General features: G+C 43.9%; 12 protein-coding genes. 2 read left to right on the forward strand and 10 right to left on the reverse strand.

Annotated features, from left to right (window positions below; all coding sequences use genetic code 11):
- Positions 1-4 precede the first annotated feature (4 nt).
- The 4 genes from ACSQ8O_RS28880 to ACSQ8O_RS28895 all read right to left on the reverse strand — a co-directional run bounded on the left by ACSQ8O_RS28880 (position 5) and on the right by ACSQ8O_RS28895 (position 3,416).
- Positions 5-616: a hypothetical protein gene (locus ACSQ8O_RS28880; RefSeq protein ID WP_436244494.1), complete on the reverse strand. Its 612-nt coding sequence runs from the start codon at positions 614-616 to the stop codon at positions 5-7.
- Positions 617-689: 73 nt separating this feature from the next.
- Entirely contained in the window at positions 690-2,165 is a 1,476-nt protein-coding gene (locus tag ACSQ8O_RS28885; RefSeq protein WP_436244495.1) for an ATP-binding protein, read from the reverse strand.
- Entirely contained in the window at positions 2,158-2,886 is a 729-nt protein-coding gene (locus ACSQ8O_RS28890; protein WP_056620831.1) for a response regulator transcription factor, read from the reverse strand. The genes ACSQ8O_RS28885 and ACSQ8O_RS28890 overlap by 8 nt, the downstream gene beginning before the upstream one ends.
- The gene (locus ACSQ8O_RS28895; protein WP_436244496.1) at positions 2,883-3,416 is read right to left on the reverse strand and encodes a DUF309 domain-containing protein; all 534 of its coding nucleotides are present in this window, start codon (positions 3,414-3,416) and stop codon (positions 2,883-2,885) included. The genes ACSQ8O_RS28890 and ACSQ8O_RS28895 overlap by 4 nt, the downstream gene beginning before the upstream one ends.
- Positions 3,417-3,592: 176 nt before the next feature.
- Here ACSQ8O_RS28895 and ACSQ8O_RS28900 point away from each other — a divergent pair, with 176 nt between their 5' ends.
- Positions 3,593-5,515: a glycosyl hydrolase family 18 protein gene (locus ACSQ8O_RS28900; RefSeq protein WP_436244497.1), complete on the forward strand. Its 1,923-nt coding sequence runs from the start codon at positions 3,593-3,595 to the stop codon at positions 5,513-5,515.
- 123 nt (positions 5,516-5,638) lie between these two features.
- Here the strand turns inward: ACSQ8O_RS28900 and ACSQ8O_RS28905 are convergent, their stop codons facing one another.
- Positions 5,639-5,857: a hypothetical protein gene (locus tag ACSQ8O_RS28905; RefSeq protein WP_056620823.1), complete on the reverse strand. Its 219-nt coding sequence runs from the start codon at positions 5,855-5,857 to the stop codon at positions 5,639-5,641.
- Positions 5,858-6,105: 248 nt separating this feature from the next.
- On the opposite strand from ACSQ8O_RS28905, the gene ACSQ8O_RS28910 reads away from it, so the two are divergent.
- Entirely contained in the window at positions 6,106-6,264 is a 159-nt protein-coding gene (locus tag ACSQ8O_RS28910) for a DUF1540 domain-containing protein (RefSeq protein ID WP_082593545.1), read from the forward strand.
- A gap of 151 nt (positions 6,265-6,415) precedes the next feature.
- Here ACSQ8O_RS28910 and ACSQ8O_RS28915 read toward each other — a convergent pair whose 3' ends face one another.
- The 5 genes from ACSQ8O_RS28915 to ACSQ8O_RS28935 form a co-directional block, all read right to left on the reverse strand.
- The gene (locus tag ACSQ8O_RS28915; RefSeq protein ID WP_436244498.1) at positions 6,416-8,485 is read right to left on the reverse strand and encodes a thioredoxin domain-containing protein; all 2,070 of its coding nucleotides are present in this window, start codon (positions 8,483-8,485) and stop codon (positions 6,416-6,418) included.
- Between the two features lie 114 nt (positions 8,486-8,599).
- The gene (locus ACSQ8O_RS28920) at positions 8,600-9,379 is read right to left on the reverse strand and encodes an ABC transporter ATP-binding protein (RefSeq protein ID WP_436244499.1); all 780 of its coding nucleotides are present in this window, start codon (positions 9,377-9,379) and stop codon (positions 8,600-8,602) included.
- Between the two features lie 221 nt (positions 9,380-9,600).
- Positions 9,601-10,674 carry a Ger(x)C family spore germination protein gene (locus tag ACSQ8O_RS28925; RefSeq protein ID WP_436244500.1) on the reverse strand — a complete coding sequence of 358 codons (1,074 nt, stop codon included), beginning with the start codon at positions 10,672-10,674 and terminating at the stop codon, positions 9,601-9,603.
- Complete coding sequence (locus ACSQ8O_RS28930; RefSeq protein WP_436244501.1) at positions 10,658-11,746, reverse strand: GerAB/ArcD/ProY family transporter; 1,089 nt, start codon at positions 11,744-11,746, stop codon at positions 10,658-10,660. The genes ACSQ8O_RS28925 and ACSQ8O_RS28930 overlap by 17 nt, the downstream gene beginning before the upstream one ends.
- Position 11,747: 1 nt before the next feature.
- Positions 11,748-13,070 carry a spore germination protein gene (locus tag ACSQ8O_RS28935; RefSeq protein WP_436244502.1) on the reverse strand — a complete coding sequence of 441 codons (1,323 nt, stop codon included), beginning with the start codon at positions 13,068-13,070 and terminating at the stop codon, positions 11,748-11,750.
- Positions 13,071-13,176: the final 106 nt, after the last annotated feature.

Below are 13,176 nucleotides of genomic sequence, written 5' to 3' on the forward strand. Positions count from 1 at the left end.
GACCTTACAACTTCGAGATCAGCAATTCGATTAATTGCTTTTCAACACTGGTCCCCATTCCTCGTATGTCCAGAGATGGCACAACATTGTTTACCTGCTCTGTCACACCAGCTTCAACCCGCTGCTCAGACTTCCTCCTTTTTTCGAAAGCGTTTACAAATCGCTCCCTCTCCGCCGCCGTTAACGCTTCCCTGTGAGTTTTCACTCGTTCCGCGATACGTTGCTTCAATTGCTTCGATTGTTCATCCAAATAAGCTTTCTGTTCATTCGTTAACACTTGGATGACGGCTTTACGTTCGGATTCGTCAATGCTGCCTTCTTCTTCACTTTTGCGTACGATGGGCAAAATGGATCGAGATTGCTCTGCAGTCAATGCTAATAACGGTTGTCGATCCATCACGATTAACCCTTGAAATAGCATAACCAGCCGCTGTTCTGTTGCATTCTGTACATCTTCAGCCATAGGGAGCTCTTGCGAGACTTGGGTGGAAGCAGGCATAGTCGGGTTCCCAGTTGAAGAGGATTCGGTTTGTCCAATATCCTGTTTGGTACAACCGACTAACAAGAAGGTCGTGAGGATCACACACAGCAAAATATTGCGTGTACGAATGCTCATCCAATATACACCTCCACAAAAAAACCTATCCATCAGCAAAAGGATAGGTGAAAAATGTGTATGAAGTATGATACTATTGTGACAACTTTGTGAACATTTCAAGATTTCTTGGAAAAACAATGCGAAACTCCGTACCTTCCCCAATTCGGGAGCGAACGGAAACCTTGCCTTTCATTCCCGTGACCAGATGTTTCACAATGGTCAGTCCTAACCCTGTTCCCGAAATTGCATCCGAATCGGATGTTCGAGCTTCGTCCGCTTTATAGAATCGATCCCAGATTCGTGATAACTCACTTTCCGTCATCCCAGTTCCTGTATCTCTAATATACAGATGGACTTCTTTCTGATGCTCTTCTAATGCAACAGTTAAAGTGCCCCCTTCAGGGGTGAATTTCAACGAATTATACATTAAATTACGAATGATTTGGGCAAATCGATCGGGGTCTAATTGCACGAAACAACCATCCGTATTTTCGTCAGGCAAAATGAGATGCAATGAAATGTTCTTCTCCACAATAGCAGGCTTCAATAACTCGAGTGAGTCCTCAACTAATTCGATAATGTCAACTGGACGTAATCGAAATACATCCACCCCATTTTGAATCTGAGCAAGGTCCAGAAGATCTGTGACAAGTCGTTGCAGCCGCTGTACCTCTTGATCACAAATATGTAAATAATGCGGATATTTCTCTTGGGGGATAATATGATCATTCATGGCAACGATGAAACCACGTAAGGATGTCAAAGGTGATCTGAGTTCATGAGAGACATTAGCTAGAAACTCCTGCCTCGTCTCCTCCCACTCCTCCAACTGCTCCACCATAAAGTTAAAACTTCTAGCCAGCTGCCCAAGTTCATCCTGTGAATTGACAGGAACACGCGTCTTGAAATCTCCATGAGCTAATTCTAAAGCTGCACGATTCATTTGTTGCAGTGGCCCTGCAAGTTTACGGGAAACTACGAACAGGATAATGCCAACTGCGATGAGAGAAAACAGCAAAGGTAACCAGAGGTTAAGACGCACTGCAGAGATGACCTCACTAATATCACCTGCAGGGAAATGAAGAATGATGACCATCGGTTGTTCATTCAATTGATAGGGCGCATAGTAGGCAAATAAATTTCGTTTCCCATCCGGCGTTTCTAGACTTATCATGCTATGTCCTGAACGTCCGTGCAGACCATCAATGAATAAAGTGTCCATCTGCTTCGGAATCGCTCTTCCTTCACTATCTGAAGAACCATTTGCTATGTTTCCTTTGTCATCTACGAGCCAGACTTGTCCATTAATGCTTCTAGCTAAAATCCGAACCGTATATTTCAACTCACGTGTAGAAATCGTGCCATCCTGAACGGAATCCAATAATCGGATAATTTCTGTATTTCTTTTTTCAAGAAGTTCGATTTTATCCTTATAGAAAAGATCCGTAAAATAAGAATTCCAAAACACGAAAAGCGCAATAAAAAAAAGCACGCAGGTCGCGAGAAAAGAGAGGAAAATTTTAATATATAAGCTATTGTATTTCCCCATGACCCAACGCTTAAACATGCTGTACAACCTCAAACGAGTACCCAATCCCCCAAAGGGTTTGAATATTCCAAGTCTCATGCTGGCCTAACTTCTTCCTTAGGTTCTTCACATGCGCATCAACGGTACGTGTGCCTCCCGTAAAATCAAAATTCCACACATACCCCAGTAAATCTTCACGTGTAAATACACGCCCCGGGTTGCTCATTAAGAAAAACAATAGTTCAATCTCCTTAGGAGTTAATTCAATACGATTGCCGCCAACCGTAACGCGATACTGCTCTAAGTCGATCATAATATTTCCCATTTCCAACCATTTACGAGGAGAGCTTTGCGGACCCGTCATATCAGCAGGCGGTTGCATAGTTCTCCGAAGTACGGCCTTAATCCGCGCAATGAGCTCGTTCGGGTCAAAGGGCTTCACTAAATAATCGTCTACACCCAAATTAAAACCTCTCAGCTTGTCCAAGGACTCCCCTTTCGCCGTTAAGAAAATAATCGGTGTATGATGAAAAGGCGCATCCATTTTTCGAATTTGCTCACACAACTCGTAGCCAGAAATATCTGGAAGCATAATGTCAAGCAGCACCAAGCTTGGCCTCTCGTTCATGATGGTCTTCAGTACATGACCACCGCGAAACAATTGTATGGCTTCATAATTCGAGTGCTCCAAATATAACTTAACAACCTCAGATATATTAGTTTCATCTTCAACGACTAGAATTTTACCTTCCGAATTCATCGGTTTTCACCTAATTCCTTTCGAATAACTTGTTGTCTCGCTCGCTCTTCAATCACTTCGGACCGATCTCTTCGCGTGTGCTTGTGAATAATCATCTCATCTGACATCGGGCTTGGCGTTTGCCAGTTCCACCCTTTGAGCTGACATAACTCTAAACATAAATTCAACAACTCAGGATCAGATATAGGCAAATTCATATCTTCAAAGAGATAGTTCCCGGTTCCGATCGCTTGCCAAGCCTGCTCAATTCTCGCTTGCAGCTCCACATCGTCTAGTCCCAACGTGCGAACGTCCTCCGACTGGAGGTTATTTGCTGCACTTTGCAGCATTTTCACAGCCCCCGCATAATTCCCTCTTCGGCTATGATACATCCCCACGGCGATTTGAATAAGCCCAACATACGTTAATCTTGCTGGATCCTTGGGATGCTCTTTCCAATACTCTTCCATCACTTCATGACATTCGAAATAATCCCGCGCTCCGTGAAAGTAACATAAATAATCGGTGTATGCCTCTGGATATTGCGTCATTTGTATTCCCCTCACCTTAAGTTCATCACGGTAAATCAATATCTCTCATGTTACTAAAAAGTCAGGTCATCGTCCAATTTCACGCGGTCATCCATGAACTTCCAACTAGTCGGAAGCGCAACCAATCTACTAGTTCATGCGTCCAATAGAGTAGTTTACTAGAAAGAGGCGAATGCATGAAAATCGGAAAATGGTTACTTAGCGGTACATTACTTCTCTCCATGACGTTACCTTCAACAGTTCTTGCAGCAAGCAATGGTCCTTCCAGCATAGACAAAACGACGAAATACCGCGTCTACCAGTACAACCAAGTACTTATGGAATTTGCAACCTATGGACAGGCAGAAGCATATGCCAAATGGTTTTCCAACAGTCACGTAGAAGAAATAGGCACGCGGACTTGGGTTTGGAGCAATCTCCCGCGTTATCAGGTTTATCAGCAAGATATTACCCTCCCGGAGTGGCAATTCGCCACACTGAATGAGGCCATCGCAGAAGCAAAGAAATGGACAAACGCAAGTGTGCGGGATTTACAATCCACGGGCTGGGTGTGGAACAATTATGCGCGTTACCAACTCTATCAAAATGAAATCACGCAGGATTCGTGGAGGTTTACGAGTCTCACTGACGCCATTGCAGAAGCCAAAAAGTGGGGCAATGCGCATATTATTGATTTGAACTCCAACGGATGGGTATGGGATAACATCCCCCAAGCCGTTAAAGAGGCCAACAGCGCGGGCAGCGTAGTCTACAATGTTTATCAAGGAACGTTTTCAGCTCCAAATTGGGGATTTGCCTCCTTAGAGGATGCGATTCAAGAAGCACTCAAATGGGGAAACTCCACAGTCGTTAATAGGAACTCCAAACAAACGGTTTACAGCAATCTTAAACAATACAAAGTTTTTCAAAATGATGTTTTTCTTCAGGAATTCACATCCATAGATGAAGCGATTAGTTATGCAAAGCTATGGGGACACAGTGCCATTTACCGCGATGGCCGTAAGATTTGGAACAATTATGCCTCTTATCAAGTGTACCAGAGTACAAATCTGATTGGTGAGTTCCGAACCTTACCAGAAGCCTTATCCTATGGGAAACAGTACAGTAATGCTTCCATTCAAACGTTGGAGAATCGTACACTCTGGGATAATTTCAAAAAGCTGCAAGTCTGGGGCTGGAACGGCAGCTCAGGTGCAGAGGTCATTAAAGCTCATGTATCAAATACGATTGGACTCGATGTCGATTCTCCTTCTTATTTCGAGTTGGCAGATAACACAGGTAATTTGAAGGATACATCGAATGCTGATACGGTCAAATGGCTGCAAAAAAGCGGTTATACCGTATATCCATTGGTTAGCAATCAATTCAGCTCTACCTTAACTACACAATTCCTTGCAAACAGTGCTGCGCAAGACAAGTTTATTACGGCATTGATTAATCGCTCTGTGCAATTGGGGGTTCCAGGGATCAATGTCGATTTCGAAAGCTTAGCGGGTTCTGATCGTAATGCCTTTACTGCGTTTATTTCAAAATTGACAGCCGCTGCGCATGCAAAAAATTTAGTCATTTCTATTGATTTGCCGCGCGGTAGCGTGAAATGGAATCATCTTTCCGCTTTTGATCATGAGAAGCTTGGTGGCATTGTCGATTACATGGTGATCATGGCCTACGATCAGTTCTGGAAAGGAAGCACCTCACCTGGTTCAGTTGCTGGTATCCCTTGGGCTGATGGCGGCGTTCAAGAGTTCCTCTCCTACGGTATCCCGCGGGATAAAATCATTCTAGGCATCCCGTATTATGTACGCGAATGGCAGTTGGATGCCAAAGGAGCTTTAGTCGGGAATCGCACCGTTCTCATGAAAGATATTCCTGCGCTTATGGCTTCCAAATCGACTACGCAAACCTGGGACAACGAATTCGGGCAATATAAGGTCGAGTATAAAGAAAATGGTTACACGTTCGTATTTTGGTTGGAGAATCAAGCTACCGTCACGGCTCGTATGGATATCGCTAAGAAGTATGATATCGCTGGTATCGCAGCTTGGCGCTTAGGTTATGATACACCGGATCTATGGCAGGCTGTCTTGCAGAAGAAGTAAATAATAAGACAAAAGACCTGATAGGTAATAAGACAAAAACCTGATAGGTAATAAGACAAAAAACCTGAGCTGAGGACTTCGTCCTTGTCTCAGGTTTTTTTATTGGATAAGCCCCCACTTGGTCTAGATGAGCCCCAACTGGCTAAACGTTGTCTCCGTACCGCAATCCGCGCAGTACTTGGCATCCGCCTTATTAACCTTATAGCACCCCTTGTGCATAAGTGATTTCTCTTTGGTGCATTTGTTTTTGAGCGGCGCCCCGCACCGTATACAGTACCTGTCTTCCTTCACGGCAACATATTTGCATCTGACACAGGTTTGCAGCTCATTCTTCTCGGCCATACCTTCATCCCCTTGAAGTTCGTTGATGCGCTACTTCAAGTATATTCGGACTGGGGTCTCATTTGTTCCTACATCAATGCGCTAACTTACAACGATCAACTAACGATGAAAGGGAATGAGGATCCTCTATTCGTTCGATTTTGATGTAATAAGGGATCTACGTTCCCTTCATTCAAGTTATTTTAAGCGCTATGTATAAAAAGAGGTCCCTTTCGCCCACCCTATGAGGTAAGGGAGGTGAAAGAGACATGGCAAAAGATGTGATGTGCGAAGTGAATTCCTGCAAATACTGGGCAAATGAAAACAAATGCAAAGCTAGCTCGATTTCGATCGTGAGCCACCACGGTAGTGATCAAGCGCGCAATTCGGAAGAAACCGATTGTAAAACATTTGAATCCAAGGTTTAGTTCATCCATTACACGGTGAGTTGGACTAATGAGTTTTGTTTAAGAAGAGGCCTTCGGGCCTCTTTTATGTTTCTAACACTATTGTAACCAATAATGATAATTATTATCAGTCATTGTGAAAGAGATTTTTGCGTGTAGGGATAATCTCAAGTTAGGAGAGATTTGCAAGGTCCTCCACATCTTGTGTCGGTGCTTGACATGCAAAGTTCTCACACACATACGCTGTTGCTCGGCCACCGAGCGGCAGCTTATCTTGAACCAGCGGAATTAGCTGGCGCACCTCCTCGCCTGCGAATCCAGGCGGATGAAGCACCAGCAGCGCATTCGGCAGGTACTGCCGCTGCACCGTGCGCAGCATGTGCTGTGTCTGGGGCTTCGCCGGGTCGCCGGCGATCACGATTTCGCTGGCTGCGCCATAGGCGAAATCAAGCGCTGCCAGCGTAAGCGCGTGGCCCGGCGGGTACTTGCTAACAGCTCCAGCGAACGCCTGGAGCTGCTCTTCTGCTGCCTGCGACAGCTTCGCGTCGTAGGTCAGTTTGGACAGCCGCAGCATGTTGAGCGCGGCTGCTCCATTCCCCGACGGCATCGCGCCGTCGTAGATCTCTTTGGGGCGGGTGAGCAGCTGCTCGGCATCGCTGCCGTAGAAGAAGAGCCCGCCCCGCTCTTCGTCTCCGAAGAGACGAAGCATCTCTGCGTTCAGCTGGACCGCTTCACGGAGAAAGCGCAGCTCGAACGTGGTCTCGTACAGCTCGATCAGTCCCCATACGAGGAACGCGTAATCGTCCACGTAGCCCAGGAACGCCGCTTCGCCATCGCGATAGCGAGCGAGCAAGCGCCCATCTTCGCGGCGGAGCTCGCGAAGCAAGAAGTCCGCAGCCTTCGTCGCGGCGGCCGCGTACGTTGGCTTGTCCAAAGCGCGTGCCGCCTTGGACAGCGCAGCGATCATCAGACCGTTCCACGCGGTCAGAATTTTATCATCCTTGCCCGGATGAATCCGCTGTTCGCGATGCGCAAACAGCTTGACGCGAGCAGCCTCCAACCGCAGCTTCAGCTCATCCAGAGGGATTTGCTTCCGCCTTGCCACAGACGCCAGCGTCGTGTCGCGTAGATTCGGGATATTTTTACCCTCAAAATTCCCCGACTCCGTCAAACCATAGATCTCACTATAGAGATCTCCCTCGTCAATGCCGAGTACGTCCTCAACTTCATCCATCGTCCAAACGTAGAACTTACCTTCCACGCCTTCCGAATCAGCATCCTCCGCGGAATAGAAAGCGCCGCCTTCATCTGTCATATCACGTAGAACATAGGTAATAATTTGCTCGGCCACCTCAGCGTATTGATCTTTCCCAGTCACTTGATAAGCCTCAATATACGTCATCACCAGCAGAGCGTTATCATACAGCATTTTCTCGAAATGCGGCACTAACCACTGGGCATCAACAGAATATCTGGCGAAACCGAACCCAATATGATCATACATACCTCCACGGTGCATAGCGTCTAGCGTTTTTTCAACCATTTCAAGTGCCTGCTCATTCCCCGTTTTCTTATAATACCTGAGTAGGAATGATAAATTATGGGAGGTTGGAAACTTCGGAAACGTACCAAACCCACCATGTTCAGCATCAAAATTAGACGCATATAAGCGGAATGCCTCATGTAGCGTTTCCTCTGACAGCGTGCCGCCAGTTTGATTCTCTAGCAACCGTTGTGTCGTTTCCGTAGTCACTTGCTCACCAAGCTCGCGAACTCGCTCAGAGTCCTCCCTCCACTTGCTGGCAAGCTGTGCGATGATCTCAACCATGCCTGCTCGATTATATTTACGGCTGCGTGGAAAATAGGTCCCTGTAAAGAATGGCTTCTTCTCAGGAGTTAGGAACACCGTCAGCGGCCAACCACCTTGTCCAGTCATCGCCTGACAAACCGCCATATAGATGTGATCAATATCAGGACGCTCTTCCCGGTCAACTTTGATCGAGATGAAATCTTTGTTTAACATATTGGCTATGGTTTGGTCTTCGAACGATTCGTGTGCCATGACATGGCACCAGTGACAAGTGCTATACCCAATAGACAAGAAAACAGGCTTATTTTCCTGCTTCGCTTTTTCAAAAGCTTCCTCTGACCAAGGGAACCAGTCGACCGGGTTATATGCGTGTTGTAACAAGTAAGGTGACTTTTCCTTGGTTAGTCTATTGGGTTTGTTGTGAGTTGTCATGGGGGACCACCTCCTTATTTGTTGGATAATATTGATGTTATAGGCTCAGTTTAGCATAGTGATAAAAACTAGTTACTTAATAATTTAGCAGTTGAGATCATTCCCCATGCTCGTCTACGGAATCGAAATCCAGGCACGTTGATTTTGCCATTTCACTTCTACTGGGGTCTCAAAGAAGGAAGACAAACTGTCACTTGTCAGCACTTCGCTTGTGTCTCCTTTGGCAAACACACCACCACGGCGAATGAGTAAAGTTTGACCAAACACTGGAAGAATCTCCTCAATATGATGGGTGACAAATATTAGCGTTGGTGCATCCGACACCACGGCCAGCTCGTTAATACTGGATAATAAGGCTTCTCTGGATAGAAAATCCAGACCGTTCGTAGCCTCATCCAAAATAAGCAACTTTGGTGATGCCATTAATGCTCTAGCAATGAGCAGCTTTTGCTTCTCTCCTTGTGAGCAGGATTGATAAGTGCGATCATACAAATGCAGGCAAGACAGCCGCTGCATAAATCCCCTTGCACGTTCGAAATCTTCCTCACTCGGCTTATCATACAGCCCAATAGATGCATGTTTCCCACTGATAACTACATGCTGTGTTTTATCTGAAGCGTACAACTTTTCCTGCAAGGAGGAACTGACCCAACCGATAGATTTGCGTAATTCTCTTATATCTACGCTGCCAAAAGGATGCCCCAAGACAGACAATTGCCCCGTTGTTGGCCAAATGTAGCCATTAATCATATTCAGGAGAGTTGTTTTACCTGAACCGTTTAGTCCAAGTATGGCCCAATGCTCGCCTTTGGCAACCTGCCAATTCATATCATCCAGGATGATTTTGTTGTCCCTACACCAACCTATATTGTTCATTTCAATAACCTGCTTCATATGGTGATCACTCCTTCCAATTGCTCTCCTATTCATCCTATCATCAGATGTTTATTCGCTCAAGGAAGAAATCCTAGGCGACGGTATTAGTAAGATAAACAACCATATCCGCGTGTAGTAGGAATCTGTGGATGATAGGTTAAGTTTACCATAGGAATTGGAAACAAAAATAGAAGCTGCGAATAAATTCGCGGCCCCCGTGTTTATTTACCGTTATTAGTTTAAGTATCCTTCAAATTCCCCGTGTTTCGAATCGTGGTTGAGACTTGCAAATCGATTTTCAAATTTTTAAAATACTCGGCATGCCATTCTTCCAGTTGGGTTCGTGTCAATTCATTCCGAAAATGTTGTCCAACTCCCAGAACATCTGCTCCGCCTAGCTTAATTTTTTCAAATAAATGCTCGAACCGTTCCAGAACCAGCTTGTTCAGATCTGACTTGATGGAATCTAGCGAAGGATTACCTTTCGTATCCAATAAGATTACTTTTAAGCTTAGCTTACTTTTCAATAGAGCTTGGTTATTAACCAAATAACTTCTATGCTTCAGATGGTTACTTACAATTTGAATTGTACCCTTTCCCATCACTTCGATTTTCCCCTGCGTTTCCTTCCCATTAAATACATTGATGAGTAAGGTTTCTTCATTATTGAGTCGCCCTACCATTTTGCCATTCTTCATGATGGCTGAGCCTGTGCTTTTAATCGCCGTTGTATTTCCTGATTTAATAATAGGGATAACCACATCGTTCGTAAAGGAATGGATGCTCCTGAAAATTTTCCACGTTTGCGTGTAAGCAATTTCAGGACTCAACCCACTATTGCGCTGAAAAAAGTCATAAATTAGAGTTCCATCATTTGAATTTTTGTCCATTTTTTCAAAAAAACGATCTGGCGATTCATCACAGATAACGAACAGTGTTTTCGGGGAGACATGTCTAGAACGAATAAGACTTGACACACCGTCATTTAAACCGTGTTTGGCAAACTCTTTATCGACAAGGATGATTTTCAAATGAAGCAGATCAATTTCGCTTTCCATATTCATACTAATTTTGTCAATGATATCATTGATTGTGTCGCCACTCTCTGAAACGACTTGTATCTTGTCTGTTTCACTTACTTTTGGAATATCGAGATATACCGTATATTGCCCTTGATTGTATGAAACCCCCATAGCGATCGGTAAAGAACGATGATTGATATCCTTGTTATCCCAACAGCCGCTGAGAATAAAAAGTAAGAGTGTTGCAACAATCCATTTCAGCATATTCTTCACTTCAACTCTCTCTGACATGTTTTTGATGTTGATACCCTGCTATGAAAATGACAGTCGGAACAACTATTGCAACATACAATCGAAGAAATGAATTCCACTTCAGGAGCAATTCAACATGACCCCAGTCAGGAATGAATAAGCATATCAGGAACACGACAATTGAAATGGCAGAAATAAGATACTGATTTTTCATTTTTTTTGATTGAGACCTGATTAAGCATGCGATCTGCCAGAGGGTCATTGCGATAAAAAGAAGGACAAACGCAATTTGACTCAGCAGGAAAAAAATCGTAATCCTATCAAACATGAGCCAGTTGATTTCTATCGTATCAATCGTGAAAATGAAGGGAAATGCCAGCTGACGGGCGGTTTCTTCCCCTAATGTCACAATAGGAATATAAACCGAAAGCAGGAAAAAAATGAAAACGATAATGCTGCTCAAGTAAATGGTTTTGGGTTTATACGTGATATAAGAAGGAATAAAGCCCAGAAATAAAAATCCTCCCGCGAATGCAAACAAGCTTTTATAATAGGAAAAATCGGTGAGAAATGCGAATAGTTTGGAACGATCCTTGGGGATCAGTGGGAGTGCATAGTTCAAATCGATGCTTTGAAGAGATGCGAACATGACAAATAGCATGGGAGGAAGAAATAGGACAGCTAAAAGAAGTCCCGCTCTTAATAGTGATCTTACTCCACCATGGATGACCATAAATGCGGGAATCCCAAGCAACATACACATAAGAATCCAGATTGGAGTGTCTGCTAGAAAAACAATCGAAATGATTTCGGCATAAGCCCTCACTGTAATTATGGTAATCATTGAAAGATAGAGAAAAACCGGAAGAAGCGTTAACCACATGATTAGTTTATTCTTGTTGATCAGTACTTGAACGATATTCTGATTGTTAAAATAACTAAGCCCCTTCAGATAAATAAAAATGACGGTAATATGGATTAAATAACCTAAACCTACAGGTATCCAATAGGCTTCACGTGTACTCGCTAAGATATCCGTCGGATACATAAAGAATATCAACCCTAAATGGGTTATGATGTAGATAACTACAACTTGTAAGTTTCTAATCATGTCATTCACCTTCTGGATTTTTCAATTGCAAATATGGAACTCCAAGTGATTTGACGCCTGCTAAATAGGAGCAGATAATGACAATCCCGAATAAAAGACCGAGGACGCCAAAGATTGCGGAAAGGATCAATAAGACATATTTAAACAATCGTATCGTGAGCGCATTTTGATAGCCGACAACGGTTGCACTTGAAATAGTCGTAGCAGCCAATACAATGATGAGTAAACTGCTGACTAATTTCGCCGATACGACAGCTTGTCCTAGCACGATCCCCCCTACCATAGTTATTGTAGGTCCTATACTCGGAGGAAGTCGGACGATGGCTTCTAATGTCAATTCCAATACAAACAACAATATTAAGGTCTCTACAATCGCAGGATAGGGTACATCTATTCTACTCTTCGCGATTGAGTGCGCCAGCTCAAACCTCAACACATCCGGATTCACAGAAACTAAGGCCACATATAAACCTGGGATAATTAGCGTGATCAGCGCACCTACGATACGGATGAAGCTAAGGGCCGCAGCAAACACATACGGATGATTGGCATCATCTGCTGTCACGAACAAATCCGAAACAAGACTGGGGAGTACTAATGCGAAAGGCAACCGTTCGATGAAAAGAACCGCTTTTCCATTTTTTAAAGCTCGTGCTGCACTCTGTGGCAGTTCCGTTGTATTGTAACGTGTTACCAGTGTAAAGTTTGAAAACCCAAACATTTTCGATAGTTCTTGTACATTGCTAACATCTAAATGCAAATTCGTTTCGATTGCTTTGATGATAGATCTTAGAAGTGTAGGATCAATCTTTGTATTCAAATAGGATAAAACCACGCAATTTTTGGATACTTCCCCAAATCTATACGTCGCAATCTGCAAATCACTTGAATTTATATGCTTTCGAAGCAGGCCGACATTGAGCTCGATATCCTCGTTAAAAGCGCTGCTTGACCCTCTAACTACATTTTCAGTTAATGGCACTGTTACTGAACGATTGAGCGGTTGTGCAACCGGTATGATGCTAATATAAGTACCAGATGGCTCATGAATGGCAATAAGCATGCCATCTAATATTTCTGAGATGAGCTCGTCCAGTGTGCAAGTGGATACATTGTGACCAAGCCCACTCAGCCTATCTTCTATTGGTTGATCTATATCATCAACTGTATGTAGCTGTTCACGCACCATGGTAAGTGATCTCGGGAAATTAACGAGCGTCCTTAATCCTAGAAAGGTTAGAGGATCACTGCCTATCCATAGTTTGCGTGAAATATACTCCCTGTCTTGTTCAAAATGATATTTCAGACTGGCCAAGATAGACAAATCATATCCTCCCTTCCAATTATGCTAATAGTTCTCAAGTAGTATTTGCATACTTTAGACTTGTTAATCATGATCAAAAAAGGTACAGATCCTCAATAACTGAGAT

It is taken from the genome of Paenibacillus sp. LjRoot56 (assembly GCF_964253335.1).
GTDB classification, from domain to species: domain Bacteria; phylum Bacillota; class Bacilli; order Paenibacillales; family NBRC-103111; genus Paenibacillus_E; species Paenibacillus_E allorhizoplanae.